Genomic DNA, 17667 nt, shown 5'->3' with positions numbered 1-17667 from the left:
CCTGTTACTTGATAGAGCGCCACAGCATGATGGCCCAGTCTTTGGCGCCCAATTCGGGGCGGTTCATGAATACATCGTAGCTGCTTGCCTCGATACGCTCCAGCACGCGCAGCCCGCCTTGCACCACCAGGCGCAGTTCCAGGCCAATGCGGCCGGGCAGGCGGCGCGCCAGCGGAGCGCCGAAGTGTAGCAGTGCTCGCGTGCGTTCCACCTGGAAGGCCATCAGTTCGCGCCATTGCGGGGTCAGGCGGCAGGCGGCCAGGTCTTCTTCGGTGACGCCGTGGCGGCGCAGGTCTTCCTGGGGCAGGTAGACGCGCTGCTTGTGCCAGTCCACCCGCACATCCTGCCAGAAATTCACCAGTTGCAAACCGGTGCAGATGGCGTCGCTTTCGGCCACGTCTTGCGGGCTGGAAGCGTCGAACAGGTGCAGCATCAGGCGGCCGACCGGGTTGGCCGAACGGGTGCAGTAGTCGGCCAGCGTGGCGTAGTCTTCGTAGCGCTTGACGGTGATGTCCTGCTCGAAGGCGGACAGCAGGTCGTAGAACGGGGTGATGGGCAGTTGATGCCGGGCGATGGTGCGGGCCAGCGGCGTGAAAATGTCGGCCAGCGGCGGCAGCCCGGGCGGGGGGGTGTGGTTGGGTTCGGCGCCAATGCGGTGCAGCTCGGTGCGATAGGCCGCCAACTGCGCCAGGCGTTCGTCGTCGGTGGCGCTGCCTTCGTCGGCGATATCGTCCGCGGCGCGGGCGAAGCGGTAGATATCGGTCACGGCGCCGCGCATCCGGCGCGGCAACAGCAGCGAGGCGACGGGAAAGTTCTCGTAGTGATCGATGGACATGGGTCGTGGTGCAGAGGGCGGCCCCGGAGCGGGTTCGCACCATTTTAGAGTAGTCGGCTTTTGGCGCAGGATGCCGCGCCGATGCCAGCGGTGATCAGTTAGACTTAAGCGCCACAGGATCTCACACCATGCCGCGCCCCATATCCGCCACCGTTTCCGTTTCCGCGCTTGCGCACAATCTTGCCACCGTGCACCACCACCTTGAACAGACGGCCCAGGCCGCCTCCGGGCTGGCGCCTTCCATCTGGGCCGTCATCAAGGCTAACGCCTACGGCCACGGCATCGAGCAGGCCGTGACCGGATTTTCCAAGGCGCAGGGGCTGGCCATGCTGGACCTGGACGAAGCCGTGCGTTGCCGCGAGGCGGGCTGGGGCGGTCCGATCCTGCTGCTGGAAGGGTTTTTCAAACCCGCCGACCTGGACCTGATCGACCGCTACCACCTGAGCACCACGGTGCATAACCGTGAACAGCTGGACATGCTGGCGCGTGCCCGCTTCACGCGGCGCGTGGACGTCATGGTCAAGCTCAACAGCGGCATGAACCGGTTGGGCTTCAGCCCGGCTTCCTACCCCGCCGCGTTTGAACGCGCGTTGATGCTGCAACAGCAAGGCACGCTGGGGTCGGTGGGCAAGATGACCCACTTCGCCTGCGCGGACGGCCCCCAGGGCGTTAGCGAGCAATTGGCGCTGTTTAATTCGGTGACGCATAAGATGCCGGGCGCGATCAGCGTCTGCAACTCGGCCGCCACGCTGCGTTTTGCCGACGTCGCGGTGGGCTCGCCCACGCAAACGCATTGGGTGCGCCCCGGCATTTGCCTGTACGGCGCCTCGCCTTTTGCTGACGCCGAAGCTACCTCGTTCGGCCTGCGTCCCGCCATGACGCTCAGTTCCGAAATCATCGCCGTGCAAGAACTCAAGGCGGGTGATTCGGTGGGCTATGGCGCCATCTTCCGCGCTGAACGCGCCATGCGCGTGGGCGTCGTGGCCTGCGGCTACGCCGACGGCTACCCGCGCCACGCCACCACCGGCACGCCTGTCGTCGTGGCCGGCATTCGCACCCAACTGGTTGGCCGCGTGTCGATGGACATGCTGATCGTTGACCTGGACCCGATTCCCGCCGCCGGTGTCGGCGCGCCGGTCGTGCTGTGGGGCGAAGACGGCCCCTCGGTGGACGAAGTGGCCCAGGCCGCGGGCACCATCGGCTATGAATTGCTGTGCGCGCTGGCGCCGCGCGTGCCGGTCAGCCGCGACGCCTGAAGACCGCCTTTGTGCCTTGTGCGAGCCACTCGCGAGCCTTTTTCGGCGGGTGTCCGGTGCGCAAGAATTGCTACGCAATTTACAAGACAGCCATCTCAGGATGGTGTCTACTTGGAACACCGGGCGCCCACGCGCCCGTTTTTGACCGAGCAATCTGACTACGAGGTTTCAATCCATGAAGGATAAATGCGTGCTCATAACGGGCGCCACCAAGGGCATCGGCTGGGCGCTCACGCAGCGGCTGTCCGACATGGGCTGTCATGTGGTTGGCATTGCGCGCAATACCAGCGACGTGGATTTTCCCGGCTACCTCTACCCCTGTGACCTGGCCGATGCCGGCCGCACCGAAGAGGTCTTGCGAGAAATCCGCGACAAGTTTCCCGTGGACGCGGTGGTCAACAATGTGGGCATCGCATCGCCCCAGCCGCTAGGCGAAATCGACCTGGCCACGTTGTACAACGTGCTGGACCTGAATGTGCGCGTGGCTGTGCAGGTGACGCAGGCCTTTATCGAATCGATGAAGGTGCGCCGCGCCGGCCGCATCGTGAACGTGGTCAGCCGCGCCATCTACGGCGGCCTGGACCGCACGGCCTATTCGGCAGCCAAGAATGCGCTGGTGGGCTGTACCCGCACCTGGGCGCTTGAGCTGGCGGAATACGGCGTCACCGCCAACGCGGTGGCCCCGGGTCCCATCGAAACGGAAATGTTCCGCGCCACCCGCCCGGCCGGCAGCGAAGGTGAAAAGCGCGCGCTGGCTTCGGTGCCCATGAAGCGCTTGGGCACGCCGGCCGAGGTGGCGGCCGCCATTGCCTTCCTGTTGTCGGACGATGCCGGCTTCATCACCGGCCAAGTGCTGGGCGTGGACGGCGGCGGCAGCCTGGGCGGACGTTCCTGATTGCAGGGGGACGAAAACAAAATGGCGCACGTTTTGACGGTGCGCCATTTTTTTGCCTTGGTTATTTTCCTTGGTTGTTTTCCTTAGTTATTTTCCTTAGTACGGCCCCGTGCCTGCCGCGACGCTCTTCACGTCCTTGAATTCTCCCGCCAGCTTTTCTGCCGCGCGCGCCAGCAGCACGGCGTCCACGCCGACCGCCACGAACGTTGCGCCCAGCGACAGGTAGTGCTTGGCCTGCGCCACGCCGCTATGCAAGATGCCGGCGGCCTTGCCCGAACGCACGATGCGGGCGACGGCCTGGTCGATGGTGGCCAGCACTTCGGGGTGGTCCGGTTGCCCCAGATAACCCATGCCCGCCGACAGGTCGGCCGGGCCGATGAACGCGCCGTCCACGCCGTCCACGGCCAGGATGTCGTCCAGTGCGTCGATGCCGGCCGGCGTTTCAATCTGCACCAGCACGCACATCTGGTCGTTGGCGCGTTCCAGGTAGTTGGGGATGCGGTTCCAGCGTGATGACCGCGCCAGCGCGCTGCCCACGCCACGGATGCCGGCGGGCGGGTAGCGCACCGCGGCCACGGCGGCGGCGGCTTCCTCGGCCGACTGGATCATGGGCACCAGCAAGGTTTGCGCGCCCGTGTCGAGAATCTGCTTGATCTGCACCGGGTCATTCCAGGCCGGCCGCACCACGGGCGCCACCGGGTAGGCCGCCACCGATTGCAGTTGCGACAGCGTGGTCTGCAAGGTGTTCGGCGCATGTTCGCCGTCGATCAGCAGCCAGTCGAAGCCGGCGCCCGCAATGATTTCAGAGGTATAGGCGCTGGCCAGTCCGGCCCACAGTCCGATCTGGGGCTCGCGGTTGCGCAAGGCTTGCTTGAAGGTATTGGTCAGGATGTCCATGGACGGCGTGCCGTGTTAGTTGAAATGACAGTTGACGGAACCCAGCACGCCGTAATCGACGTGGAAGGTGTCGCCCGGCCGGGCGGCCACGGGGCGGGTGAACGAGCCCGACAGAATGATCTCGCCCGCCTCAAGCGCCACGTCGTGGGCGGCCAGCTTGTTAGCCAGCCATACTACGCCATTGGCCGGGTGATTCAAGACGCCCGCGGCCACGCCGGTTTCTTCGATGACGGCGTTGCGCGACAGGATCGCGCCGGCCCAGCGCAGGTCGATATCGCCCATCTTCACCGGGCGCCCGCCCAGCACCACGCCGGCGTTCGCGGCGTTGTCGGCAATGGTGTCGAACACCTTGCGCGGCCGCTGGGTGTCGGGGTCGATGCCGTGCGAGCGCGCATCGATGATTTCCAGCGCGGGGATCACGTAGTCAACGGCGTCATACACCTGGAACAGCGTCACGTTCGGGCCTTGCAGCCGCTTGCCCAGCACGAAGGCCAGCTCGACTTCCAGGCGCGGCAGGATGAAGCGGCCGGCCGGAATGGCGCCGCCGTCTTCAAAGAACATGTCGTCCAGCAGCATGCCGAAATCGGGCTCGTCGATCTGCGATGACTGCTGCATGGCGCGCGAGGTCAGGCCGATCTTGTGGCCGCGCTTGACGCGGCCCGCCGCCAGCTTGATGTCCATCCAGGCGCGCTGGATGGCGTAGGCGTCGGCGATGTCGATGTCGGGGTGGTCTAGCGATATCTGGCGGATTTGCGTGCGCGTGCGCTCGGCCTCGTGCAGGCGCGCGGCAATGGCGCGTACGGTTTGGGTGTCTAGCATGGAGAGTCCGGAAGTGAGTGTTATGTCGGGCAGGCGGCCAAGGTATTGACCAGCCTTCCGATTCCTTCGATTTCAGTCACGACCTCGTCGCCGGGCATGACGTTGACGATGCCGTCCGGCGTGCCGGTCAGGATCAGGTCGCCGGGCGACAAGGTCATGAAGCTGCTGAAATATTCGATTAGCGCCGGCACGTCGAACACCATGTCGCGCGTGTTGCCGCGCTGCGTTTCAACGCCGTTGACGGTGGTGCGCAGGTTCAGGTTCATGGGGTCGGGCACGTCGTCGCGATCCACCAGCCAAGGCCCCAGCGGCGTGCAGGTGTCGCGGCTTTTCACGCGCAGGTTTGGCCGATACCAGTTTTCCAGGTAGTCACGCAACGCGTAGTCGTTGGCGACGGTGTAGCCCGCCACATAGTCATAGGCGTGAGCGCGCGGGACCCGCTGCGCCGTCTTGCCGATAACCACCGCCAACTCGCATTCGTAGTGCATGAACGCGACGTCGGCTGGGCGCAGCGTGCGCGCGCGATGGCCGACGAAGGTGTTGGCGGCTTTCAAGAAACCCAGCGGTTCGTCGGGCGCCTTGAACGCGAGTTCCTTGGCGTGGTCCGCGTAGTTGATGGCCAGCGTGAAGGTTGTGCGCGGCTCGATGGGGGGCAGCCAGGTGACGGCGTCTTCGGCCAGAACGCGTCCATCCGGCAGCAGGACGTGGTTCGGCGCGCTGTCCGCTTCGGTGACGCGGTGGATGGCGCCTTCATAGGCGATGCGTGCGTGTTTCATGGCGGCGTGTTTCATGGCTGATTCCTCAGAGTGCGGCCGCGGCCAGGGTGTTGCCCAGCGTGCCCACCTGCGCGATGCGGATGTTGTAGCGTTGCCCGGCGCGCACGCGCGGCGCGTCGTGGGGCGCGCCCACCAGCAGCATGTCGCCCGCTTCGAAGCTCATGAACTGCGTCACGTCGGCAATCAGCCGCGCCACGGGGCGGATAAGATCAGCCGTGTTGGCGCGCTGCACCACCTCGTCGTTCACGCACACTTCGATGTCCAGCGCGTCGGGGTTCGAAACGGCCGAGACCGGCGTCAGCGCGTCGCTCATGGGGCAAAAACCGTCGCGGCATTTCTGTTTGAGCGCGGGGCGGAAGTAGCTGGCGTGCGGCACGGACAAGTCCGCCACGACGCGGTAGCCCGCCACATGATCCAGCGCACGGGCTTCGCTTAAGCGCGTGGCGCGGCGCGAGAACACCACGCCCAGGCAGGCGCCCACCTCGATGTCATCCACGTCGACGGGCAGGGCGATGGTGTCGCCGTCGCGTGCATAGGTGTTGGCCGGTTTGATGTAGAGCACGGGCGCGCGGGGCGCCGCCTTGTAGGGCGGCGCGTTGACGCTGTCGCCCAGCGCGTCCAGCGACTGGCGCGTATTGAGCGCGGCGCCGACCACGGTGCGGGGCAGGGCGGCCAAGGCGGCGTGGGCTTGCGCGGTGCGCGCGGCCAGGTAGTCGCGGTAGTTGTTCTGCTTATAGTTCAGTATTGGATCCGCCTCTTCGATCTGCATCGAAATACCCAGCGGCCGCATGGCCATGTGCGGCGCCAGCGCGGCGCTTAGCGCATTGAATACGCGTTCGCCCAAGGCCGCTTTTTGCGCGTCGCTGCGCCCGTGGCCGATGCGCAGCACGACATGGACGAAGGCGTTGTCGGGGTGGCCGTCGACGATCAGGCAGTCGTCCACGCGCAGGGCGCGGGTGCGCGCGCCGGCCAGGGGAAACAGGCTGCCGTCGCCAACGGCGGCGTCCTGCACCGTGCGCATCAGTGCGTGCGTATCCAGGGCCAGATTGCCCGAATACTCAATCCAGATATGGGGCATGGAGTCATCCAACAAAATTGTTAGCATGTTAATTAGAATAGCGGGAAAGCGGATCGGCGGCAACGAATGTGTAGGGCAGTGCGAACGAGATAACCGGCCGTTGACAGCGTCAGAATGCCGGCATAAAGTTAACGTGTTAATTAAAAAGCCGCGACCCAAACCGCGCGGCCCACGACCAAAACGAGGAGCCGCACGTGAGCATCAAGCATTGGATCAACGGCAAAGAGGTCGACAGCGCCGACCGCTTCGTCACCTATAACCCGGCCACGGGCGAAGCCATCGACGAGGTTGCCGCGGGTGGCCAGGCAGAGATCGACGCCGCCGTGTCCGCCGCCGCCCAGGCTTTTCCCAAATGGGCCAACACACCCGCGAAAGAACGCGCCCGCCTCATGCGCCGCCTGGGTGAACTGATTGACGCCAACGTCCCCCAATTGGCCGAACTTGAAACGCGGGATACCGGCCTGCCTATCTCGCAAACCCGCAAGCAACTGATTCCGCGCGCGTCCGAGAACTTCAATTTCTTCGCCGAAGTCTGCACCCGCATGAACGGCCACACCTATCCTGTGGACGATCAGATGCTGAACTACACCCTGTACCAGCCGGTGGGCGTGTGCGCCTTGGTGTCGCCCTGGAACGTGCCGTTCATGACGGCCACCTGGAAAACGGCGCCGTGCCTGGCCTTGGGTAACACCGCCGTGTTGAAGATGTCGGAACTGTCACCGCTGACGGCCGACCAGTTGGGCCGCCTGGCGCTGGAAGCCGGCATCCCCGCGGGTGTTCTGAACGTGGTGCAGGGCTATGGCGCCCAGGCGGGCGATGCGTTGGTGCGTCACCCGGGCGTGCGCGCCATCTCGTTCACGGGCGGCACCGTCACCGGCAAGAAGATTCTGGCCAGCGCGGGCGGCATCAAGAAATATTCGATGGAACTGGGCGGCAAATCGCCCGTGCTGATTTTTGACGACGCCGATGTCGAGCGCGCGCTGGACTCCGCCTTGTTCACGATTTTTTCGCTGAACGGCGAGCGCTGCACGGCGGGTTCGCGCATTTTTGTCCAACAAAGCATCTACGATGGTTTCGTGCGCAAATTCGCCGAACGCGCGCAGCGCCTGGTGGTGGGCGACCCCACCGACGAGGCCACGCACGTGGGCGCGATGATCACGCGCCAGCATTGGGAAAAAGTCACCGGCTACATCCAGCTTGCCGAACAGGAAGGGGCGCGTATCCTTGCCGGCGGCGCAGGCAAGCCGGCGGGCTTGCCGGCCCACCTGGTGGGCGGCAATTTCGTGCGGCCCACGGTGCTGGCCGACGTGGATAACCGCATGCGTTGCGCGCAGGAAGAAATCTTCGGGCCGGTGGCCTGCCTGATCCCGTTCAAGGACGAAGCCGAAGGCCTGGCGCTGGCCAACGACGTCAAGTACGGGCTGGCGTCCTACATCTGGACCAGCGACATTGGCCGCGCGCACCGCTTGGCGCGCGGCATCGAGGCAGGCATGGTGTTCATCAACAGCCAGAACGTGCGCGACCTGCGCCAGCCGTTTGGCGGCACCAAGGAATCGGGCACCGGACGCGAGGGCGGGGAATACAGCTACGAGGTATTCGCCGAAATCAAAAACGTGTGCGTGTCGATGGGCAGCCACCACATCCCCAAGTGGGGTGTGTGAATGCGTAAAGGAGACAAGCATCATGGGTAAGCTTGCACTGGCGGCCAAGGTGACGCATGTGCCGTCGATGTATCTGTCGGAGCTTCCCGGCAGGCACCATGGCTGCCGCGAGGCCGCCATCGAGGGCCACCGCGTGATCGGCCAGCGTTGCCGGGACCTGGACGTGGACACGATCGTGGTGCTGGACGTGCATTGGCTGGTGAACGGCGGCTATCACGTGAACGCCAACCACGCCTTCAAGGGCCGCTACACCAGTAACGAGCTACCGCATTTCATCAAGGACATGGACTACGCCTATGGCGGCAATCCCGAGCTGGGCCGTCGCATCGCCGAATGCGCCAATGCGGCGGGCGTGGGCACGCGCAGCCATGAAATCGATAGCCTGGAACTTGAATACGGCACACTGGTGCCCATGCGCTACATGAATGGCGACGGCCGCTTCAAGGTGGTGTCGGTGGCCGCGTGGTGCGCCTGGCACGCGCTGGACGACAGCCGGCGCTTCGGCGCGGCCTTGCGCCAGGCCATCGACGCTGGCGACAGCCGCGTGGCGGTGCTGGCCAGCGGGTCCTTGTCGCACCGCTTCAACGACAACAACAGCCCCGAAGCCGCCATGCACCAGATCAGCCGCGAATTTTTCCGGCAGGTGGATTTGCGCGTGGTGGACCTCTGGCGCCAGGGTGACTGGAAAACCTTCTGCGCCATGCTGCCCGACTACGCCGAGCTTTGCGTAGGCGAGGGCGGCATGCACGACACGGCCATGTTGCTGGGCCTGCTGGGGTGGGACGGCTACGACAAGCCGGTGGAGGTGGTGACCGACTACTTCACCAGTTCCGGCACGGGCCAGATCAACGCGATCTTCCCGGTGCCTGACTGAGCCAGCTTCAGGCGGGGTCGCCGGAATCGGCGGCTTCCGCCGACGCCGGTGCATCGCGCTTGATCAGCGCCACCATGGTGTCGACGTCGTGGTACAGGCGGTCCAGCAATTCCTTGCCGATCTTCGCTTCGATTTCCTGGTATTTCGCATCCACATGCGGGCGCATGCGGTCGATCAGCTTGTGGCTTTTGGGGGTCAGGGATATTTCCTGGCGGCGCTGGTCGGCGCTGGAGCGCACGCGCTTGATCAGCCCTTGTTCTTCCATGCCGGCCAGCATGCGGGTCAGGCTGGGGCTGAGGATCTGGCAACTGCGCGCGATCTGGTTGGGTTCCATCGCGCCCGTTTCGCTCAGGGTGCGCAATACCCGCCATTGTTGTTCGGTGACGCCGGCCGCGTGCAAAACGGGACGGAAATGCGCCATCAGGGTTTCGCGCGCGTATAGCAGCAGGTGGGGAAGATTGCGGTGGTGGAAGCTGGGACTCATGGCGGCTATGTTAGCAAGAAGCCGCCCATTTTTTGACCACAAATTTCAGTGCGTCATGCGCGCAACAGCACGCTGGGCACTGCCATGCAGGCGGCCATAGCGCTGGGCTGGGTAAGCACCGTCAGGCGGGATTTTGCTGAGCCAGTTCCTGTAGATCATCCGGCAAGACCAGGTCCGAGGCACCCTGTTGCAGTTCGCGCAGCGCAAGCACAGCGGCGTCTTGCTGGTCGTCCTGCACCAGTTGCCGGATATGCGCCACGCGGGCCTCGATGTCCTGTTCGCTGAACGCCGCCACTTCCACGGCCGCGGGCTCGCCTTCCTGAGCGGCCACGGTGGGGACGGCTTCCACGGCTGGGGTCAGCGGAGTCAGCGGGGCCGTAGCCAGAGCCGAAGCCGGGGTTGTAGCGGGCAGCGCAGCCGGGGCCATTGCCTGGCTCAGTGCCTGAGTCATTGCCTGCGTCATCGCCTTACCGGCAGTCTGGGAGGCAGGATGGGTCATGGCCTGCGTCATCGTCTGCGGTTCGGCCTCGTTCTGGGGGACGGCTTCGCGCATGTTGGTCCAGACGAACAGGCCGGCCACCAGCGTGGCGCAGGCGGCGGCGGCCCAGCCAGGGTGCCAACTATGTCCGGGGTGCCAACTGCGACGCACCGCGGCGTCCAGTTCAGGGCTGCTGCCGGGCCCGTGCTTGCGGTACAGGGCGCGCAGTTCCCGTGCATCGTCTTCGTCGAAAGGGGGGCGATAGGTAATGCTCATGCGCGTGCTCCTAACGGTGGCGTCCGGGGGCAAGACGCCTACGCGTTTGACCTTTGGCGGGCGCTGTACTCGACGATTATGCGCGATTCGCGGCATTTCCGGCAGGTAAATTTCGCCGATTGCCATGATGTAACGTTCGGCCCCGGCCCCGGGAAAAGTGGGTTGCCAGTACACTTTCGCGCATGGCTAAATCCCGAACCGTATATGTGTGCGCCGACTGCGGCGGCACCACCCCCAAGTGGCAGGGCAAGTGTCCCCACTGCAATGCCTGGAACACGCTGGAAGAGACGGTGGAATCATCCACCCCCGCCGCTGCCGCGCACCGCTACGCGCCGCTGGCCTCGGCCAGCCCGGTTCGCAGCCTGTCCGAAATCGAAGCCCGCGAAACGCCGCGCCAGCCCACCGGGCTGGATGAATTTGACCGGGTGCTGGGCGGTGGCCTGGTGGCTGGCGCGGTCGTGCTGATTGGCGGTGATCCGGGTATCGGCAAGTCCACGCTGCTGCTGCAAGCGCTTGCTTCCTTGTCGGAGACCACCAGTGTGCTGTATGTCACCGGCGAGGAATCCGCCGAACAGGTGGCCTTGCGCGCCCGCCGGCTGGACTTGCAAACCGGCAACGTCAACTTGCTGGCCGAAATTCGGCTGGAAGCCATCCAGGCGGCGGTGTCGGAACAGAAGCCCACCGTGGCCGTCATCGACTCCATCCAGACCCTGTACAGCGGCGAACTGAGCGCCGCCCCGGGATCGGTATCGCAGGTGCGCGAATGCGCGGCGCAACTCACGCGCCTGGCCAAGCAGACCGGCATCGCTATCGTCATGATCGGCCACGTCACGAAAGACGGCGCGTTGGCCGGCCCTCGCGTGCTGGAACACATCGTTGACACCGTGCTGTATTTCGAGGGCGATACGCATTCCTCGTTCCGCTTGGTGCGCGCGTTCAAGAACCGCTTTGGCGCGGTCAACGAATTGGGCGTCTTCGCCATGACCGACCGCGGCCTGCGCGGCGTGGCCAACCCGTCCGCGCTGTTCCTTTCGCAGCACGAACAACAGGTGGCGGGTTCCTGCGTGATGGCTACGCAGGAAGGCACGCGCCCGCTGCTGGTCGAGATCCAGGCGCTGGTCGACAGCTCGCACGCGCCCAACCCGCGCCGGCTGACGGTGGGGCTGGAAGGCAACCGGCTGGCCATGCTGCTGGCGGTGTTGCACCGGCACGCCGGGGTCACCACGTTTGACCAGGACGTGTTCGTCAACGCGGTGGGCGGCGTGCGCATCACCGAGCCCGCGGCGGACTTGCCGGTGCTGCTGGCCATCATGTCATCGCTGCGCGACAAGCCGCTGCCGCGCGGCCTGATCGCCTTTGGCGAAGTCGGCCTGGCTGGCGAGATCCGCCCCGCGCCGCGCGGCCAGGAGCGCTTGCGTGAAGCGGCCAAGCTGGGCTTCTCCATTGCGCTCATCCCGAAGGCTAACGCCCCGCGCCAGCCCATCGAAGGGCTGGAGATCTGGGCGGTGGACCGCCTGGACGCCGCGTTGGACAAGTTGCGCTGACGCGCTGATTCTCCTGGTCGTGAAGACAAGGACTGCTGGAGCAAGCAAGACGTGAGTCTGTTGATTATTGCCGTCTGCCTGGCCGCGGGTAGTTTGATCGGTTTCATGGGCGGCGCGCTGGGCATCGGTGGCGGGCTCATCGCCATTCCCGCGCTGGTGTTGTTGATGGGCATGTCGCAGCAGTTGGCGCAGGGCACCGCGCTGATCATGGTGCTGCCCGCCATCACCGTGGCGGTGCGCAAGTACAACCAGCAAGCGCGCATCGACAGGCGCGTGGCCGCGGCGGGCGCCGCGGGTGCGGTGGTGTTCACCTGGGTGGGGGCGCGCTTGGCGCTGGGCATTGATTCCAGCGTGCTGCGCCAAAGCTTCGCCGTGTTCCTGTTCTTTGTTGCGTTGTTCTACGTCTGGCAGACCTGGCGCGCCGGCCGTTTGGCAGCGCGCCGTCAGCGGCCGGAGCAGGCGTCGGAAGCGCGGTCGGAAGCGCGGTCGGAACATCCTTCGAACAAGCACGCGCCGCCGCGCCCGGTCCCGATCCTTACGCCACGGCGCGCCAGCGTGCTGGGCATGCTGTGCGGCACCTTGGGCGGCTTCTTTGGCGTGGGCGGCGCGGTGCTGGCCGTGCCTATCATCACGACGGTGTTTCGCTTGTCGCAGACCACGGCGCAGGCCTTGGCGCTGTGCATGGTGATTCCTGGTTCAACCATTGCGCTGATCACCTACGCCTGGGCCGGGCAGGCGAATTGGATGGTGGGCCTGCCAATGGCCATCGGCAGTTTGCTGTTCGTGCCTGTGGGCGTGCGCTTGGCGTACAAGCTGCCCGAACGCAAACTTAGAGTCTGCTTCGCGCTGCTGCTGTTCGCCACTGTCGCTTTGTTGGTATTCGAGTCGTAGCGCTGATGTCGATCGGACGTCGACAACGCGTCGACAACGCATTGCCAACGCATCGACAGCCCCCTGATAGTGCGCTGACAGCGTATCGACAGCGATATTTCCAGGCGTTAGCAGCCGAAATTTTCTGGTTCCGCATTGAACCTTCCGCATGCGCGCTCTTCAAACGGAGTACGGCATAAGCGGCGATGTTGCCGCCCACTGCCGCACGGGCTTCGGCCTTGTTTATCCAGGAGTTCATGCAATGACGACACACTCCCGTATCGCTGCGTTCTTATCCACTTCGGCCTTGTGCCTCGGTCTTGCTGCTGCGCCTTCTGCGTTCGCGGCGGGCGCTGATGCGCAAGCCAAGACGGGTGATTCCAAGACCCACGCGCAGCACAAGCATCACAAGTCTGACAAGGCATCCGCCAAACACGCGGGCGCGAAATCAGGCGCGGCTTCAAGTATGGGCCAATCCGGCACCACGCCGGCGAAGTAAGGCAGGGAAGGTAAAGCCCTGCTGGTTCCTTTGCAGGAAGACTGCCGACCCTTGGGCCGGAAAGTCGAAAGCCTCTCGGTATGGGCGCCGAGAGGCTTTTTCATTTGCGCGCGATAAGCGGTCTATGCGCGCAATCCGCGTGATGCTTACTCCACCGGCGTGATCACGCGCCCGGTGTCGAAGTAGGACTTCAGGTTGTCCAGCATCAGGTTTTCCATGTCCAGGCGTGTCTCCAGCGTGGCGCTGCCGATGTGCGGCAGCAGCACGGCGTTGTCGGTATCGATCAGCGCTTGCGGCACCTTGGGTTCGTGTTCGAACACGTCCAGTGCGGCGCAGCCCAGCTTGCCGGCTTCCAGCGCCGCCACCAGCGCGGCTTCGTCAATCACCGGGCCGCGCGCGATGTTGACGATGATGCCCTTGGGGCCCAACGCTTCCAGCACGGGCTGATTCACCAGATGGCGCGTGGTGGGTCCGCCCACGGTCGCAACCACCAGGAAGTCGGCCCAGGCGGCCAGGTCTACCAGCGATGCCTCGTAGCCATAAGCGATGTCGTCGCGCTTTCTGCGGTTGTGATAGCGCACGTCCATGTCGAAACCCGCGCCGCGCTTGGCGATGGCTTCGCCGATGCGACCCAGGCCCACAATGCCCAGCTTCTTGCCGCTGACACGCTGGCCCAGCGGAATGCTGCCATGCACCTGGCCCCATTGGCCGGCGCGCACGAAGCGTTCGCCCTGGCCCATGCGGCGCGCGCCCGCGATCAGCAGGCCCCAAGCCAGATCAGCCACGCAATCCGTCAGCACGTCGGGCGTGTTGCTGACCTGTACGCCGCGCTTCTTGGCGGCCTCTACATCAATCGTTTCGTAGCCCACGCCCCAACTGCAAATGGCTTTGAGGTCAGGCAGCGCATTGATCAGTTCGGCATCGGCGCCGAAATTGGCCGACGTAACGACGGCGGTGATGCCCTTGCCGTGTTCGGCCAACGCCGCCTTGCGGTCGGGAAATTTCCACAGTTCGACGACGTCATAGCCGTCGGCAAGGTTCTGGTTGGCGGAGGGGGAGCCGGCCAGCGAGCCGACCTGGATGATGCGATGCTTGGTGGTCATGTTGTCGTACGTGTGGGTGGCGAAAACGGTCATGCTACTTGATTCAGGCTTGAACGCCGCTTAAGGGGATGCCCCAAGGCACCCCCCTCGCGTGACGGCCCGAGAGCTCGGCGGACCGGCGGCCCGGCGCTTACTCCAGTTGGATGTTGGCCTTCTGGATGACGTCCTTCCACCGCTTCACTTCGGCCTGCTGGAACGCGGCGAACTGCTGCGGCGTGTTGGCCACGACTTCAAAGCCCAGCCCTTGCAGCGTCTGCTTGGTCTTCGGGTCGCGCAGCGCGTCCTGCAAGGCCTTGGACAGTTTTTCCACGACGTCGGGCGGCGTGGCCTTGGGCACGGCGAACCCCTGCCACGAATACACCACCATGTCCTTGATACCGGCTTCGGCCAGCGTCGGCACGTTGGGCAGATCGGTTGCGCGCGTATCCCCGGTGATGGCCAGGGCCTTGAGCTTGCCGGCCTTGATGTGGTTTTGCACCGCGCCCAGATTCTGGAACGACACGTTGACCTGTCCGCCAAGCAGGTCGGCAATGGCGGCGCCGCCGCCCTTGTAGGGCACGTCTACGCCGGTGCTGCCGGTGCGCTGGCGAAACAGCACGGCGGACAGGTGGTCCGACGATCCCGTGCCGGACGAGGCGTAAGACACGCTGCCCGGATTTTTCTTCGCATAGGCCACCAGTTCGGCAACGGTGCTGGCGGGAAATTTGGTAGCTGCTACCAGCACGTTCGGGTTGCGCACCGCCTGCGTCAGGTAAGTGAAGTCCTTACTGGGGTTGTAGGCCAGGTTCTTGTAAAGCGCCTCGTTGATGGCGAAGGTGCCGATGGAGCCGACCATCATCGTGTAGCCATCCGGCGTGCTGCGGGCCAAGGCCTGCGCGCCGATGGCGCTGTTGGCGCCGGGTTTGTTCTCGACCACGAAGGTCTGGCCCAGGGTCTGGGACAGCATCGGCGTGACCGAGCGCGCCGTGATGTCGGACGAGCCGCCCGGCACGAACGGCACAATCATGGTGACCGGCTTTTCGGGGTAACCGGCGGCCTGGGCCAGCGGCCCGGCCAGTAGCACAGCGCCCGCCGCAGCGGCCGCGCAGAACAGTTTATTCATGTTGTCTCCTGGTTCGCGTGGTGATGAAAAGCCCGGCGCTCACGCGTTGCGCACGGGCCGAATCTACGTGGGGTCAGTCGACTTTGGCGCCCGAGGCTTGCACTACCTTGGCCCACTTGGCGGTTTCTTGCGCCATGAATTGTTTGAACTGCGCGGGCGTGTTGCCCGACGGCGTGGCGCCCTGCGCCTGCAATTGCGCGCGCACCGGCGCTTGCTGCAAGGCGGCGGCCACATCGCGCTGGATCTTTTCGACGATGGCGGGCGGCGTGCCCGCCGGCGCCAGCAAACCAAACCAGCTGGATGCCTCGTAGCCCTTCACGCCGGCTTCGGCCATGGTCGGCACGTCGGGCAGGGCGGGCGAGCGCGCGGCGGTGGTCACGGCCAGCGGACGCAGCTTGCCGCCCTTGATATAGCCCATGGACGAGGGCAGGTTGTCGAAGATCAGGTCGGCAGAGCCCCCCATCACGTCGGTCAGCGCGGGGCTGCTGCCCTTGTACGGCACATGCGTCATGCGCGTGCCCGTCATGGTCTGGAACAGTTCACCCGACAGGTGCGTGGACGTGCCGTTGCCGGTTGAGGCCATGTTGACGCTGTCCGGGTTCGCCTTCAGGTATTTGATCAGGTCGGCCACCGTGCGGATGCCGTGCTTGTCCGCGAACTTGGGATTCACTTCAAGAATGTTCGGCACGGGTATCACCAGCGTCACGGGCACGAAGTCCTTCACCGGGTCATAGGGCAGCTTGCTGTACACGGATTGGTTGATGGCATGCGTGCTGACAGTGCCCATCAACAAGGTATAGCCGTCGGCGGTGGCGCGCGCGGCTTCCGCCGTGCCGACGTTGCCTCCCGCGCCCGCCTTGTTATCCACCACCACCGGCTTGTTCCACGTCTTGCCCAGCTCGGCGGCCACGACGCGCGCGGCGATGTCTGTTGTGCCGCCGGCGGGAAAGGGCACGATGATCTTCACGTCGCGTTCGGGGTAGTCGGCCTGGGCCTGGGCGGCGGGTAGCGTCAAGGCGATGGCCGTCAAGGTGGCGGCCGCGAGCAGCCGACGTCGCGCGAGGGGGGCGTGCATGGTCTTGTCTCCTTGGTTGTGCGCGTGACCGCGCTTTCTTTTTTCAACCGCAAGGTGCCGCAACGCACCCCGCTTTGTGATGCCGTTTCACTTGTCAAACAAATATAGGTATTGAGAATATGCTTGTCAACCAAGTATACTTTTTTCACCTTACTTATCTGACAAGTGGATCAGCCAGGAGCCCCGCCCATGAAAACTTCCCCGGTCACCGCGCAGGATTTGCAGCGTTCGGTCATTGCCGTGCCGCCCTTGGCCCGCCATGCCGATCTTTCCTTGAACGAGGCCGCCAACAAGGCGCTGCTGGGCCATCTGGAAGCGGGCGGCGTGCGCAACGTGATGTACGGCGGCAACGCCAATTTCTACAACGTGGGGGTCAGCGAATACGCGCGCATCGTGGACATGCTGGCGGGCCTGGCCGGTTCGGACACCTGGATCCTGCCGTCCGTGGGGCCCGACTACGGCAAGATGATGGACCAGGCGGCAATCCTGCGATCGCGTGCGTTTCCCACCGCGATGCTGCTGCCGATGTCGTTCCCGTATACGGACGCGGGCCTGGCCGATGGGGTGCGCCATTTCACCGACGCGCTGGGCAAGCCCGCCGTCATGTACATCAAGTCGGCCGACTACCTGGCGCCGGAAACCGCTGCCCGCCTGATCGAGGAAGGCCGCATCGTGGCGTTCAAGTACGCCGTCGTGCGCGACAACCCGGCAAAGGATGCGTATCTGTCGTCGCTGCTGAAATCGGTGGATGCGCGCTGGATCGTCAGCGGCATCGGCGAACGTCCGGCCATCGTGCACTATCGCGACTTCGGCTTGAAGAGCTTCACGTCTGGCTCCGTTTGCGTGGCGCCGCGCGGGTCAATGCGTCTGTTGCAGTTGCTGCGCGAAGGCCGCTACGACGAGGCCGAGGCCGTGCGCCAACACTATCTGGGCCTGGAAGACTGCCGCGATGGCATCAGCCCCATTCGCGTGCTGCACGACGCAGTGACCTTGTCCGGCGTGGCCGATATGGGCCCCATGCTGCCGCTGCTGACCGGCATTTCCAGCGCCGAGCGCGAGCGCGTGGCGCCGGTGGCGCGCGCCCTGGCGGCCTGGGACAAGGAAGCCGTGGCGGCCTGAGCGTGAACGGCATGGCCGCGCTTCGC

18 protein-coding genes are annotated in these 17667 nt (G+C 65.0%); 8 read left to right on the top strand and 10 right to left on the bottom strand.

Annotated features, from left to right (window positions below; genetic code table 11):
* Window positions 1–4 precede the first annotated feature (4 nt).
* On the bottom strand, window positions 5–835 hold the full coding sequence (gene hpnC / locus ELS24_RS18980) for a squalene synthase HpnC (protein WP_127185029.1): 831 nt from the start codon (window positions 833–835) through the stop codon (window positions 5–7).
* 128 nt (window positions 836–963) lie between these two features.
* Here hpnC and alr point away from each other — a divergent pair, with 128 nt between their 5' ends.
* Together alr and ELS24_RS18970 are read left to right on the top strand one after the other, a co-directional pair.
* Entirely contained in the window at window positions 964–2091 is a 1128-nt protein-coding gene (gene alr, locus ELS24_RS18975) for an alanine racemase (protein ID WP_050445162.1), read from the top strand.
* A 175-nt stretch (window positions 2092–2266) separates the two neighbouring features.
* Window positions 2267–2986, top strand: a complete 720-nt coding sequence (locus ELS24_RS18970; RefSeq protein ID WP_050445164.1) for an SDR family oxidoreductase — start codon at window positions 2267–2269, stop codon at window positions 2984–2986.
* 96 nt (window positions 2987–3082) lie between these two features.
* Here ELS24_RS18970 and hpaI read toward each other — a convergent pair whose 3' ends face one another.
* From hpaI to ELS24_RS18950, 4 genes are read right to left on the bottom strand one after another with little or no spacing between them, the layout of a single operon-like run.
* Window positions 3083–3883 carry a 4-hydroxy-2-oxoheptanedioate aldolase gene (gene hpaI, locus ELS24_RS18965; protein ID WP_050445166.1) on the bottom strand — a complete coding sequence of 267 codons (801 nt, stop codon included), beginning with the start codon at window positions 3881–3883 and terminating at the stop codon, window positions 3083–3085.
* Between the two features lie 15 nt (window positions 3884–3898).
* On the bottom strand, window positions 3899–4702 hold the full coding sequence (gene hpaH / locus ELS24_RS18960) for a 2-oxo-hept-4-ene-1,7-dioate hydratase (protein WP_127185028.1): 804 nt from the start codon (window positions 4700–4702) through the stop codon (window positions 3899–3901).
* 20 nt (window positions 4703–4722) lie between these two features.
* Entirely contained in the window at window positions 4723–5478 is a 756-nt protein-coding gene (locus tag ELS24_RS18955) for a fumarylacetoacetate hydrolase family protein (protein ID WP_050445382.1), read from the bottom strand.
* Window positions 5479–5503: 25 nt separating this feature from the next.
* Entirely contained in the window at window positions 5504–6556 is a 1053-nt protein-coding gene (locus tag ELS24_RS18950; protein WP_050445169.1) for a fumarylacetoacetate hydrolase family protein, read from the bottom strand.
* A 194-nt stretch (window positions 6557–6750) separates the two neighbouring features.
* Between ELS24_RS18950 and hpaE the strand changes: the two genes are divergently transcribed.
* Complete coding sequence (gene hpaE, locus ELS24_RS18945; RefSeq protein ID WP_127185027.1) at window positions 6751–8217, top strand: 5-carboxymethyl-2-hydroxymuconate semialdehyde dehydrogenase; 1467 nt, start codon at window positions 6751–6753, stop codon at window positions 8215–8217.
* 22 nt (window positions 8218–8239) lie between these two features.
* Window positions 8240–9091 (top strand): 3,4-dihydroxyphenylacetate 2,3-dioxygenase, encoded by an 852-nt coding sequence (gene hpaD / locus ELS24_RS18940; RefSeq protein WP_050445171.1) that lies wholly within the window; start codon window positions 8240–8242, stop codon window positions 9089–9091.
* Between the two features lie 7 nt (window positions 9092–9098).
* On the opposite strand, the gene hpaR is transcribed toward hpaD, so the two are convergent.
* A complete protein-coding gene (gene hpaR / locus ELS24_RS18935; protein ID WP_050445172.1) occupies window positions 9099–9575 on the bottom strand; it encodes a homoprotocatechuate degradation operon regulator HpaR in 477 nt (158 codons plus the stop codon).
* Window positions 9576–9696: 121 nt separating this feature from the next.
* Window positions 9697–10329: a hypothetical protein gene (locus tag ELS24_RS18930; protein ID WP_127185026.1), complete on the bottom strand. Its 633-nt coding sequence runs from the start codon at window positions 10327–10329 to the stop codon at window positions 9697–9699.
* A gap of 182 nt (window positions 10330–10511) precedes the next feature.
* On the opposite strand from ELS24_RS18930, the gene radA reads away from it, so the two are divergent.
* The 3 genes from radA to ELS24_RS18915 all read left to right on the top strand — a co-directional run bounded on the left by radA (window position 10512) and on the right by ELS24_RS18915 (window position 13242).
* Entirely contained in the window at window positions 10512–11873 is a 1362-nt protein-coding gene (gene radA / locus ELS24_RS18925) for a DNA repair protein RadA (protein WP_127185025.1), read from the top strand.
* Window positions 11874–11924: 51 nt separating this feature from the next.
* Window positions 11925–12764 (top strand): sulfite exporter TauE/SafE family protein, encoded by an 840-nt coding sequence (locus ELS24_RS18920; RefSeq protein ID WP_127185024.1) that lies wholly within the window; start codon window positions 11925–11927, stop codon window positions 12762–12764.
* A 241-nt stretch (window positions 12765–13005) separates the two neighbouring features.
* Complete coding sequence (locus ELS24_RS18915; protein ID WP_050445177.1) at window positions 13006–13242, top strand: hypothetical protein; 237 nt, start codon at window positions 13006–13008, stop codon at window positions 13240–13242.
* A 146-nt stretch (window positions 13243–13388) separates the two neighbouring features.
* On the opposite strand, the gene ELS24_RS18910 is transcribed toward ELS24_RS18915, so the two are convergent.
* The 3 genes from ELS24_RS18910 to ELS24_RS18900 all read right to left on the bottom strand — a co-directional run bounded on the left by ELS24_RS18910 (window position 13389) and on the right by ELS24_RS18900 (window position 16522).
* Window positions 13389–14345, bottom strand: coding sequence for a 2-hydroxyacid dehydrogenase (locus ELS24_RS18910; protein WP_127186394.1), 957 nt, complete (start codon window positions 14343–14345; stop codon window positions 13389–13391).
* 130 nt (window positions 14346–14475) lie between these two features.
* Window positions 14476–15447, bottom strand: coding sequence for a Bug family tripartite tricarboxylate transporter substrate binding protein (locus ELS24_RS18905; RefSeq protein ID WP_127185023.1), 972 nt, complete (start codon window positions 15445–15447; stop codon window positions 14476–14478).
* A gap of 73 nt (window positions 15448–15520) precedes the next feature.
* The gene (locus tag ELS24_RS18900) at window positions 15521–16522 is read right to left on the bottom strand and encodes a Bug family tripartite tricarboxylate transporter substrate binding protein (RefSeq protein ID WP_127185022.1); all 1002 of its coding nucleotides are present in this window, start codon (window positions 16520–16522) and stop codon (window positions 15521–15523) included.
* Window positions 16523–16711: 189 nt separating this feature from the next.
* Between ELS24_RS18900 and ELS24_RS18895 the strand changes: the two genes are divergently transcribed.
* Entirely contained in the window at window positions 16712–17641 is a 930-nt protein-coding gene (locus tag ELS24_RS18895; protein ID WP_127185021.1) for a dihydrodipicolinate synthase family protein, read from the top strand.
* Window positions 17642–17667 lie beyond the last annotated feature (26 nt).

It is taken from the genome of Achromobacter spanius, from assembly GCF_003994415.1.
Classification (GTDB): domain Bacteria; phylum Pseudomonadota; class Gammaproteobacteria; order Burkholderiales; family Burkholderiaceae_B; genus Achromobacter; species Achromobacter spanius_C.
Note: the sequence above shows the minus strand (reverse complement) of the source record. Positions and strands in the feature narration are given on the sequence as shown.